This is a genomic window from Halomonas heilongjiangensis (genome assembly GCF_002879645.1).
GTDB lineage: Bacteria > Pseudomonadota > Gammaproteobacteria > Pseudomonadales > Halomonadaceae > Halomonas > Halomonas heilongjiangensis.
Map to the genome: position 1 here is coordinate 1 of NZ_PNRE01000037.1, position 25502 is coordinate 25502.

Here is a 25502-nt window from a genome sequence, read left to right on the forward strand (position 1 = left end):
CGGCCGAAGGCGGTGGCCACGCCGTGGATGCGGCGCAGCGCCTCGCCATCCTGCCAGACCGTCAGGGTCAGCTCGCGGTCGAGGAAGGCCTCGGGCGAGAGGTCGCCGTCGCGGCTGGCGAGGTTGACGACCAGCTCGAAGGGCGCCGAGAGGGTTTCGGTCAGCGTGAAGTCGACCACCGCCAGGTCGAGGTCGTCGGCCCCGGCGAGCGCCAGGGTGAACTGCAGTCCGGTTGCGTTGGCCATCTGGGCTTCCCTCCTGGAAGATGCTGGCGCGCCACGCCTTTGCCCGGCAGGTTACGTGAGTGCCCCGGCATGGCAAGGGCGAACCGGCCGCTGAGGGCAATGGCTGACAGGGAATGTCGTCGATCGCTGACACGCCACGCGGCCAGCACTCGCTGAGCAAGCACTGGCCGCGTGACGCCAAGGGCGTGATGCCCCGCCCGCGCCGGAGAGTTTGCGAGCGGGAGCGGGCGGGACATCACGCCAGGCTAACCCTCAGCCCTCGATCGGCGCGCGCCAGTCGTCGGAGCCGGAGGTGCCGGCGACGGTGTGCTCCCAGTCGATCTTGCGGTAGGCCAGGGAGACGTCCATCAGCTGGGTGAACTCGGCCTTGTGGATGTCCTGGGCGTGCGGCATGCGCAGGTTGATGTCGACGATGGTGGCGTCGGTCAGGGTGGTGGTGAAGAAGTGCTCCTGCTTGCCTTCCACCGAGGTGCGGTACCACTTCAGCTCGACGTTGGGCAGCATCTCGCCGGAGGCCAGGGCGTTGTACATCAGCGGCACGGCCTTGTTCAGCGCCACGGTGAAGATGAACGGCTTGTGGGCGCGCTGGCCGGAGGGCTGGCCGGACTGCGGGTCGGTGGGCACGGTGACGACGTGCTTGAACTCCTGGACCAGCATCTCGTCTTCGTGGCCTTCCACGTAGATGTTGCCCACGGAATCGGGGGTGAAGGCCCCGGCGGTGATGTTGCCCTGGGTCTGGCCTTCGATGCTGATATAGCAAGGTGTCGGCATGAGTCTGCTCCTTGACGAGGTAAGAGAATGTCCGATGGACACCCCGTATAGAGCAGGCGGCGTGCCAATGTCGAGAAAATCATTACCCATCAATTAATTAGCTGTTTTTTATGAAATTCTATTAAATAAACTTAGGCAAGAGGTTGCCTGGATCTGGCAAGAAGTTGCCCGGTGGGCAAGATATTGCCCAGTCAGGCAGGACGACGCATGGAATTCGTGGGCTGGCATAAGTCGCTCTGAGCTGAAAGGAGGCTTGTATATGCAAAGCCACATGCGCTGCGGTCGGAGCTGGCGAGTAAGAGTATGCTATGATGTGGCACTTGTTCCCTTGAATGATCCACTAGGTTACATGCATAGACGCCTCATATCTCCTCGACACGACTGGTGTGCATTGGCGGAGTCGCTAGGCTTTCATTTTCACTCCATCGATGGTGCGCCCTATTGGGACGAGAGCGTGTTCTACGCTTTTACTTTGCGCGAGATCGAGGAGGAGATCGAGGCGGCGTCGGAAGAAATCGAGGCCATGTGCATGGCGTTGGTCGAGGAGGCGGTGGCGAGCGAGTCGCTGCTGAAACGGATGGCCATACCCGAATCGCATTGGCCAACAATCGCCGAGAGTTGGCGACGGCGAGAGCCGGCCCTGTACGGCCGAATGGACCTGCGCTACGACGGCAAGTCGCGGGCCAGGTTCTACGAGTACAACGCCGATACTCCTACCTCGCTCTACGAGGCGGCCTTCTTCCAGTGGCTATGGTTGGAGCAGTCTCGTGAACGAGGCTGTCTGCCGCCGGAAGCCGATCAGTACAACTACATTCAGGAAACCCTGGTCGAGCGCCTTGCCGCGATTGGTGATGCGGCGAAACCATTCCATGTCGCTTGTTGTCGGGATCATGTCGAAGATATGGGTACGGCTACCTATCTGGCGGATTGTGCCGTTCAGGCTGGTATGACGCCGGTGTTTACCTATATCGACGATATTGGCCATTGCCCCCGCCAGGGCTTCATTGATCTGGAGGGAGGGAGCGTCCAGCAGCTTTTCAAGCTCTATCCCTGGGAGTGGATGCTGCAGGAGGAGTTCGCCCAGCATCTGGCGGGCAGCGAGACGCGTTTCATAGAGCCGGCCTGGAAGAGCGTACTGTCGAACAAGGCGATCCTGCCGCTGCTTTGGGAGCGCCATCCAGGCCACCCGAACCTGATTGCCGCCTGCTTTGCCGATGCTCCACGAGACGAAGTGTTGAGTGGCCGCTGGGTGCGCAAGCCGTTCTTCTCCAGGGAGGGGGCGAACATTCGGGTGGAAAGCCGGCAGGGCATCGACGAGGAGGTGCTCGGTCCCTACGCGGATGGCCCGCAGGTGTTGCAGGCCTGGTGTCCGCCTCCGGAGATGGGTGGCCAGTACCCCATCATCGGCAGCTGGATCGTCGGTGGTAAACCGGTGGGCATGGGATTGCGGGAGGATCAGGGGGCGATCACTCGGGACAGCTCACGCTTCGTACCGCATGCCATTCTCGATTGAGACAGCCCGGGCCACGGCAGCGGCACGGGTTGGCAGCTGTCGCTCGAACCAGTAGCCAATCAGGCGTATTACCAGCCATGTCGCCAGGATCCATAGCTGCGACAGAAAGAAGCCGGCGGCGCTATCACTGGCCAGTAGAATGAAGATCAGCACCGCTTCGATGATCCCCAGGATCATCAGTGCACCCCCCCAATCCACCTCGCGGGTCATTGCTTCCTTGAGGCTCGGGACGTGATGTACCTCGAACTCGTTCAGGTGTCGCCAGTCCATGCTGGCCAGCGCACTGCGGCTGCCAGGAAGGTGCCACTGGATATTGCCGCTGCTCTCCTCCTGAAGAGCCTCTTCATCGTCGAGATCGACTATTTCTCCGGTGTTGAGGTAGAGCAGTTGGCGCTCGTCGGGAGCGAACCAGTAGAGGTGGTGGTGCAAGCCGTGCAGGCCGGTCCAGCCGAGGTAGGCCAGCCAGCCTAGCCCCCAGATGCCGAGCATCAGGTTGAAGTTGTTGAGCGGCCAGAGAGGGATGTCCAGCATCAGTTGCGTGACCAGGGCAGCGCAGACGAATACGGGGACGCCATAGGCGATCACCATTGGCAGCAGTAAAGCGTTCCAGCCGACCAGGAGGGCCGACCGGCTCTGCTCGTCCTTGGCGACGATATGCAATTTCTCGTTCATTTTCAGGTGTCCAGGCGTACGAGTAACAGTTGCCAGCGCGCACTCTCTACGATCGCTTCCGAGGAGAAGCGAGACGACTTGGGCGCCACCACGATGGCGTGGGGGGTCTCGTTCAGCGTCAGGGACTCCAGCAGCAGGACTGGCTCGGGCGGGTGCTCATAGTCTATCCGTCTGGTGGTGCCGGCGCCGGCGACACCCTGGATGACATCGGGCCAGGCCTGCATTTGTATCCAGCGCTGCCAGCTGCCCAGTCCGGCCAAGCGACCGTCCCGGACCAGTAGCTGTCCATCTCGCTTCAGGGCCATCAGGCCCGGAGGCCAGAGAGGGGGGAAGGCGGGCTCCAGGTCGTCCAGGTCATCAAGGGAAATGCCGGACACGGCTTCCCAGGCCTGCTCCAGGGCGATCAGCTCATCGGCGCTGGCGTTGATCAGAGTGCTCGAGAGAGGCCGGCCACTCGGCGTTTCCTCCTTGTCGCGCCTTACCGGCTGGAGCCTGCCATATGCCCCCCGGCGCTTCGCCGCCACAGCCACCACTTCGCCGACCTGCCAGGCACCGTCCAGGTGCTCCCACAGGATCCATGAGTGCATGTCGCGTAGGCTGGAAGCCATCAGCGAGCGGCCATCGTCCCGGCAGACGGAAATGGCGGTGAGCACGGGGGCGGGCGAGGCGAGTCTGGGGGGCGCACATCCTCTCAGGCCGAAGGCGCGCCACGGCAGTGCCCGGGTACCTTCGAAGCCTCGTATCGGCAACGAACCGGAGGCATCCTCGAATTCGTGCCGAAGTTGTTCGATCAGGGCGAGGGGGGGCTGGGACGTGTCGTCGCGGGCGTCTGCCGAGGCTTGCATGACGCCTGCCGCGAGCCAGAGTAGCAGGAAGGGGGTGGCGGAGCGCAGGGTCATCCGGTGGCCCGCATCATGGATTGACGGGCCGTGCCGCCGAAACCGCCCCGGGAGGCGCCACTGCCCGATGCCGTGAAGCGGCTCGGCAAGGTGCCGGGACTGAAGCCTTGGGTAGTGTGGGGGCCGGCGGAGGCACTCAGGAAATGACGATGCAGGCGCTGCTCACGGGTACCGTTCCTGCCCAGGTGATGTCCCTGGTTAGTGAAGTAGTGCCAACTGCCGAAGTAACCATAATAGCCGCTGCCGCCGTTGAGTGACTGCTCGGACATGCCATAGATGGGCTGCAGGTCATCCTCGGCGATGGCGTCGGCGTCCACGTCGCCGTCCTGTAACCGCTTCAGTAGGGTGGCACTGGCCATGAAGCCGGAAGGGGCCGGGCGTGCGTGGTGATCGGCCCCGACCTGGCACGCGGTGATCGCCTCGGCCGAGCACCACTCGCCGCGTTCGCACTGGCCCGATACTCTGGCGAAGTCGGCTTCGCAGGCTTCGAGATGGGTATAGCTGGGAGCAAGCTGCTCACTGCGGTCATGCGCTTCGGCTTGCAGCGCCTCGCAGGCCGATCGAGAGAGCGAGGAGCCGTTCACACAGGCATCGGCGGACTCGAACAGCGCCATCTCCTTGTGCAGCGGATCCCAGCTATAGATGACGATGGGTGCGACGCCCATCAGGCTCAGGGTCAGCAGAGAGGCGCGCTTCTGGCGCTTGGCTGGTGACGACGAGGTAGAGGGTGGCGAGATGCTGGGTTGCGGCTCGGTGGCTTCGTTCACGCGAATATCCTTATTACGTGATCGGGTATGGCGAGGTTGGGGATGACGACAGCCCTAGTCCCTGGCTGATGGCGAACGATTCTAGGTGGGCGTCGTCGGCAGAGTCCATGGGCGATGGCTTACATTCTTGTCCGAGATACGTGACCATCGATGCGCTCGACGCCTCGAATCGTGAAGAATCAAAAAAGGCGGCCACGAAGGCCGCCCAAGGTACTGCCAGCCGTAAAAGGGTCATGACAGCGAGGGAGTGGCCTCAGGCCGCGCAAGATGCTCTCTGGCCGCGGGTACCTCTTGCTCCAACGACAGCCGCCGGTCGCACAGCCGTTCGATCAGCGCCGGGTCGTGGCTGACCAGCATCACGCCGCAGCGCCGCTCCCGGGCCAGTTCCACCAGCAGGGCGAGGGTCTCGCGCTGGGTGATGGGGTCGAGCCGCGAGGTGGGTTCGTCGGCGAACAGGAAGCGCGGCTCGAGCAGCAGTACCCGCAGGATGGCGAAGCGCTGCAGCTCGCCGCCGGAGATCTCGCCGGGGCGGCGCGCCAGCAGCCGCTCGTCGAGCCCCAGGCGCGTCATCAATGGCGCGATGGCGGTACGATCGAGGCGATGGCGGCGCACCAGGTCGTCGAGCAGCCGGCCGAGCGTCCAGTGGGGCGAGAAGGCCGCCGGCGGATCCTGGTAGAGCTTCTGCCGGCCGAGCGGCGAACCCGGCGCATGGTGTATCTCCCCGGCGTCCGCGGGGGCCACGCCCAGCAGCATATCGCCCAGGGTGCTCTTGCCGCAGCCCGAAGGCCCGACCACGCCGACGATCTCGCCGGGCTGGATGGCCAGCGAGAGGCCGCGGAACAGCTCGCGCCCGCCGCGCGTCTTGGCCAGCCCGGTGGCCGCGACCACGGATCCCTCGCGGCTGGAAGCGAGCGGCGGTGGGGCCGGCCAGCGCGCCGGCTCGGCGGCCAGCAGGCGCTGGCCGTAGTCGCTCTGCGGTGCCGAGAGCAGGCGCTCGGCCGGGCCGCGCTCGACCACCTGGCCCTGGCGCAGGATCGCCACCTCGCCGCCCAGGCGCCGGGCGACGTCGATGTCGTGGGTGATGGTCAGCAGGGCCCCGCCCCGTTCCGGCGTGCGTGCCAGCAGTGCCACCACGGCGTCGCGGCGCGGCGCGTCGAGGCCCTTGGTGGGCTCGTCGGCGATCACGATGGTCGCGCCGCCGGCGCTGGCGGCGGCGAACGCGACACGTTGCGCCATGCCGCCGGAGAGCTCGCCGGGCAGCTTGTGCCCGGCCTCCGCCAGCCCCAGTTCGGCCAGGTCGGCGCTGGCCGCCTGGCGCGCTTCATGCTTGCCGCGACCGGCCACATGGCGGTGGCTCTCGGCGACCTGGTGCACCGCCCGCATGGTCGGGTCCAGGGCGTGCCAGGGTTCCTGGGGCAGCAGCGCCAGGGTGCGGCCCCACAGTGGGCGGCGAGAGCGGCCGTCGGCGGCCTCGAAGGCCTCGCCGTCGATCGCCAGCCGGCCGCGGGCGGCGAGCCCCTTGGGCAGGGTGCCCATGATCGCCTGGGCGATCAGGCTCTTGCCGGAGCCGGTCTCGCCGAGCAGGGTCAGGCGCTCGCCCGGGGCCAGGCTGAGCGAGACCGGGGCGATGGTCACGCCGTCGCCGTGGATCGCCAGGTCGTCGACCCGCAGCAGGGGTGTCGGGGGCATCATCGAGGTCATCGCGGGTCCCTCCCGGCCAGCAGGTTGAGGCTCATCACCAGCACGAACAGCACCAGGATCGGCTGGGCCATGGCCCAGGGGGCCTCGTGGTAGTAGGGCAGCAGCTCGATCATCATCAGCCCCAGTTCGGCGGTGGGCGGGCGCAGCCCGACGCTGACGAACCCGAGCGCGGCCATGGCCAGGATCGCGCTGGCGGCGCCGAAGGCGGCCAGGGTCAGTACCTGGGGGGCGAGCTCCGGCCACAGGTGGCGGCGGAACAGGTAGAGCGGGCCGAAGCCCAGCAGGCGGCTCGCCTCGAGCTGAGGCGAGGCCGCCAGTGCCCGGGTGCGGGCGCGCACCAGGCGGAAGTACTCGATCCACAGCACCAGCGAGATACCCACGTAGAGCGCCCAGAAGTTGCCCGGGGCGATGGCCACCAGCAGCAGCACCAGCAGCAGGCCGGGCAGCGCCAGGCAGGCATCGGCCAGGCTGCCCAGCACCCGGTCGAGCCAGCCGCCGCGCCAGCCGGCGATCACGCCGAGCAGCACGCCGGGTACCGCGGCGGTGGCCACGCTGAGCAGCGCCATGCCGAAGGACAGGCGGATGGCGGCGGCCAGCCTGGCCAGCAGGCTGCGCCCCAGGTGGTCGGTGCCCAGCGGCTCGGCCAGCGTGGGCAGCTGCAGGATGCGGGTCAGCTGCTGGCGGGCCGGGTCGGCGTCGAAGAGCCACGGCACCAGCCAGGCGAAGGCCAGCAGCAGAGCCAGCAGCGCCGCCCCCAGGCGCTGGCGGGGGCCGAGCGACGGCAGCGGCAAGGCGCGCAAGCGAAGCGCGAGGGTCGTCATGCGTGTCGCCTCCTCGGGTCGAGCAGGTGGCAGACGATATCCACCAGGGTGTTGAGCGCCACGAACAGCAGCCCCATGACCAGGGCGGTGCCCTGGATCATCGGCACGTCGCGGGCGACGATGGCGTGCACCAGGGCGTGGCCGATGCCGGGCCAGGCGAACAGCGTCTCGACCACCACCACGCCCTCGATCAGGTAGACGAACTGCACGCCGAGGTAGGCGATCACCGGTACCGCGGCGTTGCGCAGGCCATGGCGCAGGAAGCTGAGCCGCTCGCTGAGCCCCTTGGTGCGCGAGAAGGCGTAGTAGGCCGACTGGGAGACGTCGGCCATGGCGTTGCGCGCCACCCGGCTGGAGACCGCCGCCAGGGCGAGCGCCAGGGTCAGCGCCGGCAGTACGCTGTGGGCAGTGCGGCCGTGGCCGGCGGCGGGCAGCCAGCCCAGCGCCACCGAGAACAGCAAGATCAGCAGCAGACCCACGGCGAAGGGCGGCAGGGCGCGCAGCACGCTGGCGGCGACTTCGCTGGCGCGGTCCAGGGCGCCGCGTGGCCTGAGGCCGGCGGCCAGGCCCAGCGGCGGCCCGAGCAGCAGCGAGAGCAGCACGGCGGACACCGCCAGCCCCAGCGAATGGCCGAGCTGGTGCCACAGCTCGTGGACCACCGGTGCGCCGCTGACCAGCGAACGGCCCAGGTCGAACTGCACCAGGTCCCATAACCAGCCGAAATAGGCCGTGAACGCCGGCTGGTCGAGGGCCAGCTCGGCGCGTACCGCCTCGGCGGCGGCGCTGTTGACCATGTCGTGGCCATAGCGCCCGGCGGCGATGCGATAGGCCATGTCGCCGGGCAGGGTGCGGGTCAGCACGAAGGTCAGGGTGCCGACCATCCACGCCACCAGCCCGGCCTGGAACAGCCGCTGCAGCAGCAGGCCGCCCACCCCCTTGCCACCTACCCTGCCGACGGCTGCCTGTGTCAGCGTGGCGCTCATTCCGACCACCTCAGCTCGTCGATGCGGTAGCTGCGTTCCAGCGCGTCGATGGAGAAGCCCTCGAGCGCACCGTTGACCGCGGCGGTCTGCTGGTACCAGGCCACGGGAATCACCGGCATCGCCTCGTGCAGGCGCCTGGCGACCCGGGTCGCCAGCTCGGCACGGGCGTCGGGGTCGGCCTCATGGCGCAGGGTGTCGAGCCAATCGGCCAGCTCGGCATCCGACCAGCCCATGGCGCCCCAGTCGCCGCCCATGGCGTCCGGATCGCTGCCGAAGTCGTCGAGCAGCGTGCCCAGCGGGTCGGGCACCAGGCCGTAGTTGCGGGCCATCAGCCCCAGCTCGAGGCTGCCGTCGCGGTGCCCGGAGGGGATCTCGCTGGCGTTGCCCACCGCCACCTCGAGCTCCACGCCCAGCTCGCGCCACTGGTCCTGCAGGGCGGTGGCCACCAGCGGCAGCTCCGGGCGGTCGGAGAAGGTGCGCAGGGTCAGCCGGAAGGGCTCGCCGTCGCGCTCGAGGATACCGTTGCCGTTGGCCTCCCAGCCCAGCTCGGCCAGTAGCGCCCGGGCCTGGTCGAGGTCCCGGGTCGCATCGGCCTCGAGGCCCAGGTGCCAGGGCCCGAGGCTTTCCGGGAACAGCTCGGCGGCCGCGGCCTCCGGGTGGCGCAGCAGGCCGCTGGCGATGCCGGGGCGATCGATGGCCAGGCCCAGCGCCCGGCGGGCGCGGTCGTCGTCGAGGAAGGGGTGGCCGGCATTGGTCTTGAGCACGATGGTGCGCGGCAGCGGTTCGGCGTGCAGGTCGAGCCGGTCGTGGCGGGAGAGCCGCGCGCGGCTTGCCGGGTCGAGGGTGAAGACGATATCGGCGTCGCCGCTCTCGGCCATCAGCGCGCGGGTCTCGCCGCGGCCCACCGCCAGGTAGCTGGCCTGTTCGATCTCGGGGGTCTCGCCCCAGTAGTCGTCGAAGCGGCTCACCGTGAGCCGTTGGGGCGGTGCCAGGGACTCGACCCGGTAGGGACCACTGGCGATCATCTCCGTCACCTGGCCATCGTCGCCGTAGGCCGCGGGGGCCAGGATCAGGGTGGTCGAGTGGGCGAGCAGCGCCGGCAGCGGCGCGAAGGCTTGCGCCAGGCTTATCACCACCTCGTCGCCGTCGGCCTCGATGGCGGTGATCGGCGCCGAGTCGAGAATGCCCGGCTTGGCCAGGGCGTGTTCGAGGCTCGTGACGACGGCCTCGGCGGTGACCGGCGAGCCGTCATGGAAGCGGGCGTCGTCGCGCAGGGTGAAACGCCAGCGGAGGCCGTCGTCGGCCTGGTGCCAGCGGGTCGCCAGCCCCGGCGCGGGCCGGCCGCTGGCGTCGGTGTCGACCAGGGTCTCGGCGACCCGCATGCGGCCGAACACATAGCCCGAGGTGGAGGGGTCGGCGCCGGTGATCTCCCAGGGGGCGACGATATCCAGGCTGCGGGCATCGGCCAGGGCAGCGGTGGAGCTCAAGGCCAGGGCGAGGCCGGCGAGTAGGGGGCGGGGAGGCAACATCTTTTGCAGTCTTCCTTGGTGGGTATGTCGTTGAAAGCGGTGTCGGTGGCGTCGGTTCGATCGTCTCCGCCGGGGCGACGCATCCGGGGTGGGTCAGCCGGGGCGATTTACCCGGGGTCAAGGGCCAGCAGCAGGCGCGTCTCGCCGGGGGCCGGCTGCGGGCTGCGGTGCACCAGGCCGCGGCCCTCGTTGCCGATCCAGCCGTCGCCCTTGAGCAGCGCCAGGTCGCCGGCGCCGAGCCGCCCGATCGCGCCGGGGTCGGTGACGATCTCCGGCTTGTCGGCGCGGGGTGCGCCCAGGCCGGCACGATTGACGGCGTGCTCGGGCAGCCACTCGCTGCCGGGGCCGGCGTAGGTGGTCACCAGGCGTACCGGCAGGTTGTCGACGTGGAAGCGCGGGCACATGGCCTCGTCCAGGCGACGCAGGCGGATGCCGATGGTCTCGGTATCGAACAGGAAGGCCAGGGCGCTGGCGATGGTGCCGATGTCGTCCAGCAGGGCCGCGGCCCGATCCGGCGCCGGCAGGTGCCGCCGCAGGTCGGCTCGCATGGCCTCGCCGGGAGCGCCGCGCCAGTGCCAGTCCAGCCTGGCCGCGGGCGGCAACTGGGCCGCCACGCTGTCACGCAGCGCCTCCGGCAGCGTGCGCTCCATGACGGCGAGGGTGATATCGTCCTCGAAGATACGGGGCAGCACACCGATGTCGTCACCGTAGGCCCAGTGGGGGCAGTCCGGGGGCATGGGAAGCGGGGCGTCCGGTGTCATGGGAAGCAGGGCGACCATGGCGAGGCTCTCGTCGGCAGAAAAATAAAGGTTACTATATAACATAACAGGGGCGCTCTCGGACAATGCTCAGAGACGACATGGGGTCGGCATCCTCGCCAGCGTCAAGCGCATGGCCGTCGGCGACCCGGCGGTTGCCGTTTGTCTGCTAACCTCCTAGCCTGTCGTCACGATCACGCCCCGTCGGTCTCCTGGACCGGCGGGGTGGTTTTTTGGGCGCCGGCTAGCCGGAGGGGCGGGGAGGGCTCCATGTCATCGTCGTTGAAGGGCATCCTGTTCATGTGCGCGGGCGTCTTCTGCCTGGCGCTCGGCGACGCCATCGCCAAGTGGCTGGGCGAGGTGCATTCGCCGCTGCAGATCATCTTCTTCCGTACCCTGGTGTCGCTGCCGCTGATCGCGCTGCTGGCGCATTTCGGCGGCGGCCTGCGCAAGCTGCGCACCCGCCGGCCCGGCGTACACCTGGCCCGCGGGCTGATCTACACCGGCACCATGGTCTTCTTCGTGCTCGGCCTGACCCTGCTGCCGCTGGCCGAGGCCACGGCCATCGCCTTCGCCGCGCCACTGTTCGTCACCCTGCTGTCGGTGCCGCTGCTCGGCGAAAGGGTCGACCGCCAGGTGCTGGCGGCCTCGTTGCTGGGCTTTGCCGGGGTGCTGGTGGTGGTGCGGCCGGGCGGCGAGGGTTTCCACTCCGGCGCGCTGGTCATGCTGACCGCGGCGGTCTTCTATGCGTTGCTGATGATCACCTCGCGGCGCTACGGGGGCCGCGAGCATCTCTGGGCCATGGTCTTCTACATCACCCTGGTGCCGCTGCTGGTGACCACGGTCACCCTGCCGTGGGTGTGGCAGACGCCGCATCCCTGGCACTGGCTGGGGTTTCTCGGCTCGGGGATCGTCGGTATCGGGGCGACGGCGTGCATCACCCTGGCCTTTCGTTTCGCGCCGGCGGCCATCGCCGCCCCCTTCGACTACACCGCCATGCTCTGGGCGGTGCTGCTGGGCTGGTGGTTCTGGGGCGAGATGCCCGACCTCTGGGTCTTCGTCGGCAGTCTGCTGATCATCGGCAGCGGCCTGGCGATCGCCTACCACGACCGCCGCACGACGCTGAAGCGCCGCCCCACCTCCTGAGGACGGTCAGCGCGACGCGAAGAAGGCCCGCGCCGCGGCCTCGGGATCGGATTGGCCGCAGATCGCCGAGATCACCGCCAGGCCATCGGCTCCCGCCGAGCGCACCGCCGCGGCATGTTCGGCCTTGAGGCCGCCGATGGCCACCGTGGGCAGGGGGCTGGCGGCGACCAGCGAGGCCAGGCCGTCGAAACCCAGCGGACTCGCGTGGTCGTGTTTGGTGGGGGTGGCGAATACCGGGCCCAGCCCCAGGTAGTCCAGCGGGCCCGGGTCGAGGCGGGCGAGCTGGCCATGGGTCTGCACCGAGAGCCCGAGGATCGCCCGCTCGCCCAGGGCAGCGCGGGCGGCGGCCACGTCGCCGTCGTCCTGGCCCAGGTGCAGGCCGTCGGCCCCGGCGGCCAGGGCCACCTCGAGGCGGTCGTTGATGATCAGCGGCACGCCGCTGCCGGCGAGGGCGGCCTTGAGGCGGCGGGCCTGGCCGATCAGCTCGGCCGTGGAGGCGTGCTTGTCGCGCAGTTGCACCAGCGTCACGCCGCCGCGCACGGCGGCGACCACCGTGTCCACCAGCCCGCGGTCGGCGCAGAGGCCGGGGTCGGTGACCAGGTAGAGGGAAAGGTCGATTGGCATGCTGTCCTCCCGGCGGGGAGGTGCAGACAAGCAGAAGGCCGTCGCTGCACGACTCCCTACGCCGGCATTATCCGGGTCAGGTTCCGAGGGTGCCTCTCAGCCGCTGCGTGGTGTCGCCGCGGCGCCCCTGTCGTCGGCTTCCTACTATCCATGCCGGTCGTGCTCCTGTAAAGCCGCCGGGCTCAGGGCCGCCGGGGCCACGCGATGTTCTCGCCGACCACCGCGACGCGCTTCTGCTCCCGGTTCCACTTGCCCTGCGGCTTGTCGATGTACTGGAAGTGTTCGTTGGTGAAACTGCCCTGGGTACAGGCATAGCGATAGAGCACGGTGCCCAGGCTGCCCATGTCGAGCACGCGGTTGAACACCCCGGGCCCGGTCATCTCGAAGACCCCCTCGAGCGTGTTCTCTTCGATATTGGCGTTGATCGCCCGGATCACGGCGTCCAGCTGGGGGGTGTGGGGCTTGCTGGCGATGAAGTAGTTGCTCAGGTCGCCGCGCTTGGTCCTGATGAACAGCGACTGCCGATCGGATCCGAGCAGCCGGCCGAGCGGCCATGTCAGGTGGGCGTCGATATCCAGGTAGACGCCGCCATGCGCCTGCAGCACCAGGACCCGCCAGAAATCCGCCTGGGCGGCCCCGATCTGCAGCCGGGAATAGTGCTGGAAGATCTCGCCGGGGTAGTACTGCGCGATGAAGTCGGCACGGGCCGCCGTCGTCATGAAGCGGTACTCGAAGCCGGGCGCCATGAGGCGGTTGAACAGGTAGTTCAGGTAGACCGGCAGGGTCACGCGGTCGGTGAAGTTGGTCTGCCAGATGGTGCGCGGAATGGTGGTCGGTCGCCGGCTCCGGATCAGCGGGGCGGCCCTCGCCGGCAGGGTGAAGCGCTTGTCCGGGAAGACGAAATGAAAGGCGTAGCACGAGAGCTTGAGGGCATGGGCTATGAGCTTGATCAGTCGGGTGGTCAGCAATCTATGCAGCGGCTTCATGGGGGGCCTGTGGTGTCGGATTCGAGAGCATGCGCGCAGAGGGGTTGCGCCGCCTATCGACACCATCGTCCGGGGTGAAGCTTAAGGCTGACTTAAGAAGAGATGACGATCCGGCGTCAGTTGAGTTCTTTTCGTCGCGGCAGCATGACCATGGCGCGCAGCCCCCGGTCGGGGGCGTCTTCCAGCACCAATCGCCCACCGTGGCGCTGCAGCAGCCGGTCGACAATGGAGAGCCCCAGACCGGAACCCGCACCCGGTCCGGCGCGGTGGAAACGTTCGATCACTCGCTGGCGCTGCTCGGCCGGGATGCCGGGGCCCTGGTCGTCGACGCACAGGGCGACCCGGTCATCGCCCGCCGACAGCGTGACCCGGATCGTCCCGCCGTCGGGTGAGTGCTGCAGGGCGTTGCTCACCAGGTTCTGGATCAGGGTATCGATGGCACCGGGTTCGACCCGCAGATGCCAGTCGGCGTCCTCGTCGGCGTCCAGGCGTATCTCGAGGCCGCGTTCGGCAGCCAGCGGCGAGAGCTTGACCAACGCCTCCCGGGCCTCCTGCAGCAGGTCGCCGTCGCGTCCGGTCTCGGTGGCGTCTTCCTCGGGGTCGAGGCGAGCCAGGGTGAGCAGCTGGGCGACCAGGCGGGTGGCTCGGGCGACGCCTTCGCGCAGCTTGTCCAGCGCCTCGCGACGATCCTCGGGGGTCTCGGCCGCCAGGGCGTTCTGGGCGTGCAGGTCGAGTACCGCCAGGGGGGTGCGCAGCTCGTGGGCGGCATCGGCGATGAAGCGCTTCTCGCGAATGCGCAGCAGGCGGATGCGCTCGAGCAGGCGGTTGAGGGCGCCGGTCATGGTCTCCAGCTCGCGGGGCAGGGAGGGCAGGATCAGCGGCTGCAGGTTGTGCGGGTCGCGCCGGCGAAGCTGCTCGGCCATTCGCGACAAGGGGCGCAGGCCCCAGCCGATGGCCCACCACAGCAACAGGGCCAGTATCGGCAGCCCGAGCATGTCCGGGATCAGGGTGCGCAGGGCGATGAGGGTCACCAGTTCGCCGCGGACGTCTTCACGCTCCCCCACCAGCACACGCAGTGGCCGTTCGGGATGGCTCAGGGCATAGACCCGCCAGCCGTGTCCCTCCAGGCTGGTGTTCTCGTAGCCCTCGGCCAGCGCCGTGAGCGGTGCCTCCGGGGCGCTGGCCGAGCGCAGCAGCAGGGTGTCGTCCTGCCAGACCTGGAAGGCGATCTTGCTCTCGTAGCGGTGCCCGGCGATGCGCTTGTCGGCCTGCTCGGCACGCTGCAGGGCGCTGTCCAGGCTGGCCAGCAGGGGAGCGAGCTCCTCGGTGGCCAGCGGTGCCTGCATCAGCCCCTCCAGCAGGCGGGCGTTCTGGGCCAGGTTGGCATCGAACAGCTCCTCCACCTCATGGGCGGCATCGCGGTAGCTGGTGATGCCGAGCGCCAGCACGCTCAGACCGAACACCAGCAGCACCACCCCGAGGGTGCGATGACGGATCGAGATCACGGGGCCTTGCCCGGGGCAGGATTATCGAGGACATAGCCGATGCCGCGTAGCGTGCGGATCAGCTCGGGACAGAGCTTACGGCGCAGGTGGTGCACATGCACCTCGATGGCGTTGCTCTCGACCTCCTCGTCCCAGCCGTAGACCAGGCGGGTCAGGGTGTCGCGGGTGAACACCCGGCCCGGGTGGCCGAGAAACTCCTGCAGCAGGGTGAACTCGCGACGCGAGAGCGGCACCGGCTCGCCGTGGTAGCTGACGCTTCGGGTGCCGGGGTCGAGGCGAATACCGCGATACTCCAGCACGTTGCTGGCCTGCCCCTGGCTGCGGCGCAGCAGGGCGCGCAGGCGTGCCTTGAGTTCGGCGACCTCGAAGGGCTTGACCAGGTAATCGTCGGCGCCGGCATCCAGCCCCCGGATACGGTCGTCGATGGCGTCCCGGGCGGTCAGTACCAGCACCGGCACGCGGTTGCCGTGCCGCCGCACCGCCTCCAGCACCTGGAGGCCGTCGAGCCCGGGCAGGCCCAGGTCGAGGATCGCCGCATCGAAGGGCTCGTCGCCCTTCAGGGCGGCCAGGGCCGAGCGGCCGTCGGCCAGCAGGTCGACGGTGTAGTGTTCCGGCTTGAGGGCCAGGCGGATCCCCGCCGCCAGGCTGGGGTCGTCCTCCACCAGCAATATGCGCATGTCGTGTCCCGAAGCACTCCAGTAGCTGATCGAGCAGGCCACGCCCCTGCCAAGGGACGCTGCTCAGGCGCGGATATAGACCCAGCCTTCGGCCTGGCGTTCGGCCAGGGTGACCACGGCAGCGTCGATCTCCCCGACGCCGGCGGCGTTGTCGAGTTCCTGAGCCCGCAGGGAGTCGCGGCACAGACGCAGGTGGGCGTCGGTGTCGTCGGGCTGTGCCAGGGCGGCGGGGGGAAGCGGGTTGGTTCTGGTCGTGGATGTCGGGACTCAGGGCGCCGGCCCGGCGGCGCCGAGGAAGCGGTCCTGCCAGTAGGCGACCTGCAGCGGCACGCTGACCACCTCGCGGCCGCGGCCCGGGGCATGGATCATCTGGCCGTTGCCGCGGTAGATGCCGACATGGGTGGCCTTGCGGCGGTCGCCGAAGAACAGCAGGTCGCCCGGGCGGGCCTGGCGTACCTCCGGCAGTTCGCGGTACTGGTCGTCGGCGGTACGCGGCACCGCGATACCGGCGCTGCGATAGACCAGCTCGACCAGGCCGGAGCAGTCCAGGGCGTCGGGGGTGTTGCCCCCCAGGCGATAGGGCGTGCCGAGGGCCTGCTCGGCGGAGGCGAGGATCAGTACCCGCTCGAGGGAGAGGTCCTCGCCGGGGGCGGTGTCGCGGGTGGCCAGCTCGCGGCCGGCGCATCCGGCCAGCATCAGCAGCGCCACCCCTGCCGCCAGCAGGTGCAGGACCGGGCCGAAGACGGGGCGCCGCCGGTGGGCGGCGCGACGGGGCGCGCAGGGCAGGTGGCGCATCGAACGGCATCACTCGCTGATGATCATGCCCCTACATTAGCCCGCGGTGGTCAGGAGCGAAAGGCGATACGCGTGCCGTAGGTCAGCCGCTCGTCGGGGGTGATGGCGTGTCCCGGCACGCCGATCATCTCGTCGCCGCACTGGTCGGCCCAGGTCAGCACGCCATGGGTCAGGCCCAGGTCGCCGAGCACGTCCTGGATCTCGCCGGTGCCGAGGAAGGTGCAGGTGTTGCCGTCGGCATCCGCCAGCTCCGAGACCCCGTTGGCATGGTGGAAGCGCACGATGTAGATGCCGTCCTGGGACTCGACCTCGACGATGGGCGAGAGGCCGTGGGACAGGGCGTGGGACAGTTCCTTCAGGGTGAGGTGATCACCCAGGCTCATGTCGATGGCGGTCATGGTGAACCCTCGACTCATTCCGATTTCAGGGGCGTACCCTCATCAATGTAGGCCCAGGGGGATGGGCCGGCCAGCCCCCCGGCGATACGGCAGGCATTCGCCGCGCTTACGCCCTTCGATGCCAACGGCGTGACCTCCTCTCACGGCGCCGACAGGGTCATTTCGCCGCGCAACGGCCGGGTCATGGCCTCGCGCAGGGCGTCGCCCGCGAGCCCCCTGCCCAGCAGCACCTGCAGCTTGGTCACGGCGGCTTCCGGGGTCATGTCCCGACCGGCGACGACGCCGGCGGCATTCAGGACGGCGCCGGTGGCATAGGCGCCCTGGCGGACGCGCCCCTGGTGACACTGGGTCAGGTTGACCGTGACCAGGCCTCGCGCCGTGGCCCGCTGCAGGCCGGCCAGGAAGCGTCCCTCATGACTCGGGGGATTACCGACGCCATAGGTCAGCAGCACCAGTCCCTGGAGTCGGGCATCCTCGAGCATCGCCTCCGCCTGGCGAGCCGACATGCCGGGATGGCAATGGAGCACGCCGACGCGGTCGGCCTCGAAGGCGACCGGCGAGAAGTCCGGCGTGCCCCCGGGCAGGGCCGATGCCTGGCCAAGCCGCAGTTCGATGCCGGCTTCGCCCAGCCAGGGGGCATTGGGCGAGTCGAAGGCATCCATGCCCTGGCTGCGCACCTTGCGCGCGCGGTTGCCGCGCAGCACCCGGTCATGGAAGACGACGCAGACCTCGCGCGGCGCCCCGGGGGCAACGGCCGCCTGCATCGCCGTGGCGACGTTGCCCGGTGCATCGCTGCGCGGCTCGCCCAGGGGGAGCTGGGCGCCGGTCAGCATGACCGGCTTGTCCAGGGCGCCGAGCATGAAGGAGAGCGCCGAGGCGGTGTAGGCCAGGGTATCGGTGCCGTGCAGGATCACCACGCCGTCGTGGGCGTCCCAGTGGCGCGCCAGCACGGCGACGATCCGGTTCCACGCCTCCGGGGTCAGGTCGGCGCTGTCGATGGCCGGCTGCAGCTCCACCAGCCGATACTCGGGGAGTGTCGCACCGCCATGGGCCGCCAGTTGGGTCGCCAGCCGTTCGGCGAAGCCCTCGCCGGGCACATAGCCGGCGGGGGACGGCCGCATGCCGATGGTGCCACCGGTGTACAGGATCAGCAGGCGCGGCATGGTCAGGGCTCCAGGTGCGGGGCCAGCATGGACTGGGGGCTCAGCAGGCGGTCCAGCTGGGCCGCGTCGAGCAGTCCCTCGGCGAGGGCCTGCTCGCGGAGCGTGGTGCCGCTGTGCAGCGCCGCCCTGGCGAGGCGCGAGGCATCGGCGTAGCCGATGTGCGGGACCAGCGCGGTGACGATGCCGATGCTTACCTCCACATGCCGAGCGCACTGGTCGCGATTGGCCTGGATGCCCTCGATGCAGCGCGTCTGGAGCATGTGGCAGGCTTCGCACAGCATGCGCATGGCGTTGAGCAGGTTGTAGACGATCAGTGGCTCCATGGCATTGAGCTGGAGCTGGCCGGCCTCGGCGGCCAGGGTCACGGCCAGGTCGCCGGCGATCACCTGATAGACCGTCTGGTTCACCGCCTCGGGGATCACCGGGTTGACCTTGCCCGGCATGATCGACGAGCCGGGCTGCACGGCGGGGAGGACGATCTCGCCGAGGCCGGTGCGTGGCCCGCTGGAGAGCAGCCGCAGGTCGTTGCAGATCTTGCCCAGCTTGAGGGCGAAGCGCTTGAGGATGCCGGACAGGTAGACGAAGGCCCCCATGTCCGAGCTGGCCTCGACCAGGTGCGAGGCCGGCACCAGGGGCTTGCCGGAGATGGCCGCCAGGCGTGCGACCGCCAGGGCCTGGTACCGCGGGTGGGTGTTGATGCCCGTGCCGATGGCGGTGCCGCCGAGGTTGACTTCGCACAGCAGCCGGCAGGCGTCGTGGAGGCGGTCGATGTCCTCGCCCAGGTTCACCGCGAAGCCCTCGAACTCCTGCCCCAGCGTCATCGGTACCGCGTCCTGCAGCTGGGTGCGGCCCATCTTCACGATATCGGTGAACTCGGCTCCCTTGTCCTGCAGGGCATCGCGCAGCGCGGCGATGGCGTCCCGCAGCGGCTCGGCGGCGAACTGCAGGCTCAGGCAGGCCGCCGTGGGGTAGGCGTCGTTGGTCGACTGGGCGCGATTGACGTCGTCGTTGGGGTGGAGGTGTCGGTACTCCCCCCGGGGATGGCCGAGCTTGCTCAGCGCCAGGTTGGCGATGACCTCGTTGGCGTTCATGTTGGTGGACGTGCCGGCGCCGCCCTGGATCAGGTCGACCACGAACTGATCGTGCAGGGCGCCGTCGATGATGTCCTGGCAGGCGGCCTGGATCGCCTCGGCCTTGTGCGGCTCGAGGGTGCCCACCGCCTGGTTGGCGTGGGCGGCGGCCGCCTTGACCATGGCCAGGGCCCGCACCAGCTCGGGGAAATGGCTGATGGGGACGCCGGTGATCCTGAAGTTGTCCAGGGCTCGCTGGGTCTGGATGCCGTACCAGACGTCCTGGGGCAGTGTCATCTCGCCCAGCAGGTCGTGTTCCAAACGTGTCGTCATGAAGCTTCCACCGGTAAGGGACAGGGGGGCCGGCCCTGCCGGGAAGGCAGGGCCGGCAGGCCGTGGCGGCTCAGTCGCGGGCGTTTGCCGGCTGGCCGGGGGCGCGGGCTTGCAGGCGCTCGAGGTCCTCGGGCGCGAGCTCCCAGGCGCGCGGATCCAGATCGAGCTCGGGGTGCCGGCTGGCGTCGAAGATCGGCTGGTCGATGCCCTGGCGGATCTGGTCGTCGAAATCCCTGAGGATGCGCAGCCCGGGCTTGAACAGCAGGATCAGGGCGACCAGGTTGGCGACCGCCAGCAGGCCCATGGTGACGTCGGCGAAGCCGAAGACCGTGCCCAGGTCGGTGGTGGCGCCCCAGCACACCAGCAGCACGATGGCGACCCGGAAGGCATTGAACAGCTTCCGGTTGTCGCGGCTGAAGAAGTTGAGGCTGTTCTCGCCGAGGTAGTAGTTGTAGAGGATGGTGCTGAAGGCGAACAGCAGCAGCGCCACGCTGACGAAGCTTCGGCCCCACTCGCCGACATGATCGGCCAGCGCCGCCTGGGTCAGGGCGATGCCCGCCACGTTCTCGCCGCTGCCCGGCACATAGGCGCCGCTGAGCAGGATCAGGAAGGCGGTGGCGGAGCAGATGATCAGGGTGTCGATGAACACCGAGAAGGCCTGCACGATGCCCTGGTTGGCCGGGTGAGGGACATAGGCCACGGCGGCCACGTTCGGGGCGCTGCCCAGGCCTGCCTCGTTGGAGAACAGGCCGCGCTTGAGGCCCATCATGATGGCCGCGCCGATGCCGCCACCCACCGCCGGCTCGAGGCCGAAGGCGCTGTTGACGATCAGCGCGATCACCCCCGGCAGCTTGTCGATATTCATGCCCACCACGATCAGGGCGACCAGCAGGTAACCGACGGCCATGAAGGGCACCAGCACCTCGGAGATCCGCGCGATACGCTTGATGCCGCCGAAGATGATCAGGCCGACCAGGATGGCCAGGGCGATGCCGCTGTAGAGCACCGGCACGCCGAAGGCGTCGCCGAAGGAGGTGGCCACGGCATAGGACTGCAGGGCGGTGAAGGCGAAACCGAAGGTGATCAGCAGCAGCACGGAATAGAAGCCCGCCAGCCAGCCCCAGCGCCGACCCAGCCCCTTGACGATGTAGTAGGCCGGTCCGCCGCGGTAGGTGCCGCCGGCCTCGGCCTGCTTGTAGGTCTGGGCCAGGGTGCACTCGAGGAAGCTCGTGGCCATGCCCATCAGGCCGACCAGCCACATCCAGAAGATGGCGCCCGGGCCGCCCAGGGTGATGGCCACGGCGACCCCGGCGATGTTGCCGCCGCCGACCCGGCCGGCGACCGAGAGCACCAGCGCCTGGAAGGAACTGAGGTGGCCATGCTTGTCGCGCCGGAAGGCCTGGCTGGCCCCGAGGATCCGGAACATGCGGCCGAAGTAGCGAAACTGGACGAATCGGGAGGCGATGGTGAAGCCGACACCGACGGCCACCAGCAGTACGAGGAGTATCTTGCCCCACAGGAGCTCATTGAGAAGATCAAGCATGGTACGTCTCCGCTGTTGTGTTGTTGAGAGCGTGAGACGATTGAAGCAGCCGCGAGGCGCCGTGGGATTTGGCGCTGCGTTGCACTCCAGTGCACTATCCGCCAAGGTGAGTGCATCAGACTGCACCACCCTGCGTGGCGCACTGGGGGCCCTCCACATGCATGACGATTTCGTCGCCAACCTGCGGCTGCTGTGCAGCTACTACCCCTCCATTGCCGAGGTGTGCCGGCGGCTGGAGATCAATCGTGCCCAGTTCAACCGGTACCTGACGGGGCGCTACCGGCCCAGGCATGCCGCCATGGGACGCCTCTGTGCCTTCTTCGGCGTGGAGGAGCATGAGCTCTATCTGCCCCACGACAACTTCCGCACCCTGGTGCAGGCGGGCCGCGCGTCCCGGGGGTCACCCCGGGGCGGCGGCGTGGCGTGGCCCGATGAGCTGCTCGAGCGTGGCCGCGAGGGCATGGCGCGCTACCTGGGGTGCTACTTCGAGTACTACCACTCGATGTCACGCCCCGGGCACCTGATCCGCACCCTGGTGTGCCTGGAGGAGCGCGAGAGCGGCATCGTCTACCAGCGCACCGAGCGCATGCAGACCCCGGCCAATAGCCGGCCCTTCCACAACCGCTACCGGGGCATGGTCGTCAGGCTGGCCGACCGGATCTTCCTGGTGGATCACGAGACCCTCAACGGCCACGAGGTCACCCAGACCATCCTCTTCCCGAGCTTTCGGAGCCAGGTGACCCGGCTCACCGGGCTCAAGCTCGGCGTGGCGGACAACAGCGAGCGCATGCCGTGCTGCGTGCGGGTCCTCTACGAGCGACTCGACGAGCAGGTGGGCCTGCGCCAGGCGCTGTCGCAATGCGGGCTGCTGGCCCTCGACGATCCCGGCCTTGATGCCGAGCTGCTGGCCGCGGTGCGCAACGACGTGGCGCCCGGCGAGCAGCACTTCCGGGCCCGGCACCAAGGCGATGGGTAACGCGCCATGGGGTCAGGGGAAGGCGTAGAGGTCCATCGCCAGCACGCCGTGCTCGATGCTGTGGTGCAGGCGCTGTGCCGGGCCGCCGGCACCCAGCGCCACCAGCAGCGGCTGGAAGTGCTCGGGGGTGGGGTGGTTCTCGCGGGCGTGGGGGGCCTGCTCCCAGGCGAGCAGGGCATCGCGGTCGGCGGTGGTCAGCTTCTCGTGTACCCAGTCGACGAACTCGCCGACCCAGGGCGGCATCGGCGTGCCCTCTGCCTGCATCTCGGCGAGGTTATGGGTCAGGCTGCCCGAACCGATCACCAGCACGTTCTCCTCGCGCAGCACGGTGAGCTTCTCGCCCAGTTCGACCAGCTCGGCGTTGGACCAGGTGGTGGGCAGCGACAGCGACACCACCGGGATATCGGCGTCGGGGAACAGCAGCGACAGCGGTACCCAGGCGCCGTGGTCGAGGCCGCGTTCGGTGGGCACGGCGTTGAGCTCACGGGCCAGGCGCCTGGCCAGCTCCGGCTCGCCGGGGGCGGGGTACTGGCACTCGTAGAGTTCCCGCGGAAAGCCGCCGAAGTCGTGGATGGTCTCGGGGTGGGCGCTGGTGCTCACCAGCAGCTGGCGGCTCTCCCAGTGGGCCGAGACCACCACGATGGCCGCGGGGCGGTAGTGCTTGCCCTGCTCGCGCAGGAAGTCGTGGGCCGGCCCCGGCGTCAGCGCCAGCATGGGGGAGCCGTGGGAGATAAAGAGGCTGGGTAACATGGAGAGACTCCTGTGAACGGGGTACGCCTGCCCGGGATGGGCAGGCGCAGGGTGACGCGAGTGGCTCAGGCGAAGCGGCGGCTCAGGGTCAGGCTACCGCTGCCGAGGCCGGCTTGCACCAGCAGGGCGATCGCCCAGAACACCGGGAACTCCCAGCCGCCGCCTTCGTTGGAGAACACCCAGCCGTTGCCCAGGTGGACCCAGGCGGCGCCGAGCAGTACCGGCACCAGGGCCAGGCTCACCCAGCGGGTGTAGACGCCGAGGATCAGCGCCAGGCCGCCGCCCACCTCGGCGAGGATGGTCAGGTAGGCGAGAAAGCCGGGCAGGCCCAGGGACTCGAAGAAGCCGACGGTGCCGGCCGGGGTGAAGACGAACACCTTCATCAGGCCGTGGGCCAGGGTCATGACGCCGAGCGCGATGCGCAGCAGGGCGATGGCGTGGGGCTGCAGGTGGTCGGTACGGGGCAGGTGAGTGGCTTGGGTGGTCATGGTCGTGATCTCCGTCGGGGATGTTGTAGGGGAGCGTTGTGCTTCGATGGGTGTCACTCTACTCGACACCCAAGCGGAGATAATCTGCGGGATTCGCAAATGACTGTTGCGATTTATGGGTCAGTCGCTGGCGCCGGCTACCGCCGCTGCTCCCCTTATTCCAGCTCCAACCCCAGTTCCCGTTCCCAATGGGGCGGCTCCCCCCAGGCCTCGGCCAGGAAGTCGAGCAGCCGCTCGACCTTGGCCGGCAGGTGGCGCCGCGCGGGGTAGACGCCATGGATGTCCAGGGTCACGCTGGCCTCCTCGATCAGCAGCGGCACCAGGCGCCCGCTGAGGATGCTCTCGGTGATCAGGAAGCTCGGCTGGTGGGCGATGCCGAGCCCGGCCTCGGCGGCCTGGGTCAGCACGTCGCCGTTGTTGCTCTCCAGCGGGCCATGTACCGCCAGGCGGTGTCCGCTGAATTGCCATTCGCTGCCGCTGGCCGTGCGATAGCGCAGGCAGCGATGCTCGGCCAGCTCCGCCAGGGTGCGCGGCTCGCCGAAGCGTGCCAGGTACTCGGGCGAGGCGCAGGGCACCATACGGCAGCGGGTCAGGCGGCGGGCCACCAGGCTGGAGTCGGGCAGGCTGCCGATGCGGATCGCCAGGTCGTAGCCCTCCTCGAGCAGGTCGACCCGGCGATCGTTGAGGTCGAGGCGCACCTCGAGGGCCGGGTGTTCCACCATGAAGCGGGCCACCAGCGGGGCCAGGTAGCGGGTGCCGAAGCTCATCGGGCCGTTGACCCGCAGCCGGCCGCGGATCTCGCTGGCGCCGCGCCCGACCTCGGTCTCGGCCTCCTCCAGCGCCTGCAGGATGCCCAGGGACCGGGCCAGGTAGCGCTCGCCGGCCTCGGTGAGGTGGAGGCGACGCGTCGTGCGCTGCAGCAGGCGCACCCCCAGGTGCTCCTCCAGGTCCATCACCTGGCGCGAGACGCGGGTGCGCGACAGGTCCAGCGCCTCGGCGGCGCGAGTATAGCTGCCCAGCTCGGCGACCCGAACGAAGGCGGTCATGGCATCCAGCAGGTTCATCGGTCAGTACCCCGTCATCTCCAGGTAGCCCTCGCCCAGGGCCTCGTCGCCGTCGCGGTCGCGCACGACCACCTCGCCCTCCCAGTAGGCCACCGAGGTGGCCATCCAGCGCTCGGCATGGGGCGCCTCGACCACCAGGTCGAGCCCCTGGGCCGGCAGTTCGAGTCGCCAGCGGGTGGGCAGCTCGCGGCCGGCGACCCGGCCCGTCGCCAGCGGCGTCAGGGCCAGCTCGTCCGGGGCCAGGGCGCGGGGCTCGCCGGTCGGGCCGATCCAGGTGCCGGAACGGTAGTCGCCGCCGTCCGCGCCGCCGCCACGCAGCTGGAAGGCCATCAGCTTGTGGCCGCTCGCCAGGTGCAGCGAGAACCAGTCCCAGCCCGCCTGCTCGGGCCCCAGCAGCTGGCTGCTCCACTCCCGGTCGAGCCAGCCGCGGCCGCTCACCTCGCGGGTCTCGCCGTCGAGGGTCACCTCCCCCTCGATGCGCCAGAAGGGCTGGCTGTAGTACATCGAGCCCTGGCCATCGGCGGTCTTCTGGCTGAAGCCGGCCTCGCCGTGCAGCACCAGCGGCCCCTCGGCGGTGAGCGCGAGCCGGTAGCCGAAGCCGCCGTGCGCGTCATCCTGGTGGGCGACCAGGGTCAGCCGTTCGAAGGTATCGGCGTCGGGATCGTCCACCCGGCTCTCGAGCCGCCAGTCGTCGAGCCAGGCGCGGAAGGGCTGGGCCACCGCCCCGGCCTGGCCATCGCCTTGCCGGGAGTGGCTGCGGGCGAAGCGCTCGGCGACCCGGTGGGTGGCGCCCCGGGACACCGCCATATGCGCCATCCACAGCTGGTCGGCGACCCAGGGGGCGGGCGCGGGACGCTCTTCCGGCGGCGCCTCCTGCGGGGGGGCCAGGGCCTGGCGGAACAGCGTCCACTGCAGCCCCAGCGGCTCGCCGGCCGCGTCCCTCAGGTTGGCGGTGAGGTACCACCACTCGATGCGGGTGTCGGGGTGGGGGCCATGATCCTCGGGGAAGCGCAGCGTCATCCCCGGGCTCGCCTGCACGAAGCCGTCGCTTGCCTCGCCGAGCCCGGCGAAACCGGCCGTCTCGCCGCTCGGTGGCTCGCCCTCGCAGCCGACGAGCGCCAGCACGACCAGCAGGCCCGGCAGCATCTCCCTGAGCGTCATGTGGTCTCCTCCTCGGCCAGCAGGGCGCGAGGCGGGATGCGCCACAGCGCCAGGGCCGGCAGCACGGTGGCCAGCAGCGCCACCGCCACGGCGGTGGCCAGGGTCAGCAGGATCTCGCCGGGAAACAGCGACAGCGGCAGGCGCCAGCCGAAGGCGGCCACGTT

General features: G+C 69.2%; 26 protein-coding genes and 1 riboswitch. Of the genes, 3 read left to right on the forward strand and 23 right to left on the reverse strand.

Annotation, left to right across the window (positions count from 1 at the left end):
* On the reverse strand, positions 1-245 hold a 245-nt coding region (locus C1H66_RS08690), incomplete at its 3' end, for a contractile injection system protein, VgrG/Pvc8 family (RefSeq protein ID WP_276308831.1).
* Between the two features lie 252 nt (positions 246-497).
* Positions 498-1016 carry an Hcp family type VI secretion system effector gene (locus C1H66_RS08695; protein ID WP_102627497.1) on the reverse strand — a complete coding sequence of 173 codons (519 nt, stop codon included), beginning with the start codon at positions 1014-1016 and terminating at the stop codon, positions 498-500.
* Positions 1017-1365: 349 nt separating this feature from the next.
* Between C1H66_RS08695 and C1H66_RS08700 the strand changes: the two genes are divergently transcribed.
* A complete protein-coding gene (locus C1H66_RS08700; RefSeq protein WP_102627498.1) occupies positions 1366-2529 on the forward strand; it encodes a glutathionylspermidine synthase family protein in 1164 nt (387 codons plus the stop codon).
* Here the strand turns inward: C1H66_RS08700 and C1H66_RS08705 are convergent.
* From C1H66_RS08705 to C1H66_RS08740, 8 genes are all read right to left on the reverse strand, one after another.
* Positions 2497-3201 carry a hypothetical protein gene (locus tag C1H66_RS08705; RefSeq protein ID WP_102627499.1) on the reverse strand — a complete coding sequence of 235 codons (705 nt, stop codon included), beginning with the start codon at positions 3199-3201 and terminating at the stop codon, positions 2497-2499. The two genes, C1H66_RS08700 and C1H66_RS08705, sit on opposite strands and share 33 nt — an antisense overlap.
* Before the next feature lie 2 nt (positions 3202-3203).
* On the reverse strand, positions 3204-4100 hold the full coding sequence (locus C1H66_RS08710) for a hypothetical protein (RefSeq protein WP_102627500.1): 897 nt from the start codon (positions 4098-4100) through the stop codon (positions 3204-3206).
* Entirely contained in the window at positions 4097-4867 is a 771-nt protein-coding gene (locus tag C1H66_RS08715; protein ID WP_102627501.1) for a DUF1190 domain-containing protein, read from the reverse strand. The genes C1H66_RS08710 and C1H66_RS08715 overlap by 4 nt, the downstream gene beginning before the upstream one ends.
* Positions 4868-5098: 231 nt before the next feature.
* On the reverse strand, positions 5099-6568 hold the full coding sequence (locus C1H66_RS08720) for an ABC transporter ATP-binding protein (protein WP_102627502.1): 1470 nt from the start codon (positions 6566-6568) through the stop codon (positions 5099-5101).
* Entirely contained in the window at positions 6565-7389 is an 825-nt protein-coding gene (locus C1H66_RS08725) for an ABC transporter permease (RefSeq protein ID WP_102627503.1), read from the reverse strand. The genes C1H66_RS08720 and C1H66_RS08725 overlap by 4 nt, the downstream gene beginning before the upstream one ends.
* Positions 7386-8372 carry an ABC transporter permease gene (locus tag C1H66_RS08730; RefSeq protein WP_240618254.1) on the reverse strand — a complete coding sequence of 329 codons (987 nt, stop codon included), beginning with the start codon at positions 8370-8372 and terminating at the stop codon, positions 7386-7388. Before C1H66_RS08730 ends, C1H66_RS08725 begins: the two co-directional genes overlap by 4 nt.
* A complete protein-coding gene (locus C1H66_RS08735) occupies positions 8369-9901 on the reverse strand; it encodes an ABC transporter substrate-binding protein (RefSeq protein WP_102627504.1) in 1533 nt (510 codons plus the stop codon). The genes C1H66_RS08730 and C1H66_RS08735 overlap by 4 nt, the downstream gene beginning before the upstream one ends.
* A gap of 107 nt (positions 9902-10008) precedes the next feature.
* Entirely contained in the window at positions 10009-10680 is a 672-nt protein-coding gene (locus C1H66_RS08740) for a DUF1826 domain-containing protein (protein ID WP_240618255.1), read from the reverse strand.
* A 249-nt stretch (positions 10681-10929) separates the two neighbouring features.
* Here C1H66_RS08740 and C1H66_RS08745 point away from each other — a divergent pair, with 249 nt between their 5' ends.
* Complete coding sequence (locus tag C1H66_RS08745) at positions 10930-11805, forward strand: DMT family transporter (RefSeq protein ID WP_102627505.1); 876 nt, start codon at positions 10930-10932, stop codon at positions 11803-11805.
* Between the two features lie 6 nt (positions 11806-11811).
* Here the strand turns inward: C1H66_RS08745 and thiE are convergent, their stop codons facing one another.
* The 9 genes from thiE to C1H66_RS08790 form a co-directional block, all read right to left on the reverse strand.
* A complete protein-coding gene (gene thiE / locus C1H66_RS08750; RefSeq protein ID WP_102627506.1) occupies positions 11812-12429 on the reverse strand; it encodes a thiamine phosphate synthase in 618 nt (205 codons plus the stop codon).
* 36 nt (positions 12430-12465) lie between these two features.
* Positions 12466-12568, reverse strand: a riboswitch (TPP riboswitch).
* 43 nt (positions 12569-12611) lie between these two features.
* Positions 12612-13415: a glycosyltransferase family 32 protein gene (locus C1H66_RS08755; protein WP_102627507.1), complete on the reverse strand. Its 804-nt coding sequence runs from the start codon at positions 13413-13415 to the stop codon at positions 12612-12614.
* Between the two features lie 116 nt (positions 13416-13531).
* Positions 13532-14920: a sensor histidine kinase gene (locus tag C1H66_RS08760; protein WP_102627508.1), complete on the reverse strand. Its 1389-nt coding sequence runs from the start codon at positions 14918-14920 to the stop codon at positions 13532-13534.
* Entirely contained in the window at positions 14917-15597 is a 681-nt protein-coding gene (locus tag C1H66_RS08765; protein ID WP_102627509.1) for a response regulator, read from the reverse strand. The genes C1H66_RS08760 and C1H66_RS08765 overlap by 4 nt, the downstream gene beginning before the upstream one ends.
* A 267-nt stretch (positions 15598-15864) precedes the next feature.
* Positions 15865-16293 carry a C40 family peptidase gene (locus C1H66_RS08770; RefSeq protein ID WP_240618257.1) on the reverse strand — a complete coding sequence of 143 codons (429 nt, stop codon included), beginning with the start codon at positions 16291-16293 and terminating at the stop codon, positions 15865-15867.
* Between the two features lie 149 nt (positions 16294-16442).
* Positions 16443-16790: a hypothetical protein gene (locus tag C1H66_RS08775; RefSeq protein WP_102627511.1), complete on the reverse strand. Its 348-nt coding sequence runs from the start codon at positions 16788-16790 to the stop codon at positions 16443-16445.
* A 140-nt stretch (positions 16791-16930) separates the two neighbouring features.
* Positions 16931-17953, reverse strand: a complete 1023-nt coding sequence (locus C1H66_RS08780; protein WP_102627512.1) for an asparaginase — start codon at positions 17951-17953, stop codon at positions 16931-16933.
* 2 nt (positions 17954-17955) lie between these two features.
* Positions 17956-19356: an aspartate ammonia-lyase gene (locus tag C1H66_RS08785; protein ID WP_102627513.1), complete on the reverse strand. Its 1401-nt coding sequence runs from the start codon at positions 19354-19356 to the stop codon at positions 17956-17958.
* A gap of 70 nt (positions 19357-19426) precedes the next feature.
* Positions 19427-20899, reverse strand: a complete 1473-nt coding sequence (locus tag C1H66_RS08790) for an alanine/glycine:cation symporter family protein (RefSeq protein ID WP_102627514.1) — start codon at positions 20897-20899, stop codon at positions 19427-19429.
* A gap of 157 nt (positions 20900-21056) precedes the next feature.
* On the opposite strand from C1H66_RS08790, the gene C1H66_RS08795 reads away from it, so the two are divergent.
* Positions 21057-21875, forward strand: a complete 819-nt coding sequence (locus tag C1H66_RS08795; protein WP_102627515.1) for a helix-turn-helix domain-containing protein — start codon at positions 21057-21059, stop codon at positions 21873-21875.
* A 12-nt stretch (positions 21876-21887) separates the two neighbouring features.
* Here C1H66_RS08795 and C1H66_RS08800 read toward each other — a convergent pair whose 3' ends face one another.
* The 4 genes from C1H66_RS08800 to C1H66_RS08815 form a co-directional block, all read right to left on the reverse strand.
* On the reverse strand, positions 21888-22625 hold the full coding sequence (locus tag C1H66_RS08800; protein ID WP_102627516.1) for a DODA-type extradiol aromatic ring-opening family dioxygenase: 738 nt from the start codon (positions 22623-22625) through the stop codon (positions 21888-21890).
* A 65-nt stretch (positions 22626-22690) separates the two neighbouring features.
* Positions 22691-23113, reverse strand: coding sequence for a DoxX family protein (locus C1H66_RS08805; protein WP_102627517.1), 423 nt, complete (start codon positions 23111-23113; stop codon positions 22691-22693).
* Between the two features lie 155 nt (positions 23114-23268).
* Entirely contained in the window at positions 23269-24177 is a 909-nt protein-coding gene (locus tag C1H66_RS08810) for a LysR family transcriptional regulator (protein ID WP_102627518.1), read from the reverse strand.
* Positions 24178-24180: 3 nt separating this feature from the next.
* Complete coding sequence (locus tag C1H66_RS08815; RefSeq protein ID WP_240618256.1) at positions 24181-25338, reverse strand: lipocalin-like domain-containing protein; 1158 nt, start codon at positions 25336-25338, stop codon at positions 24181-24183.
* Positions 25339-25502 lie beyond the last annotated feature (164 nt).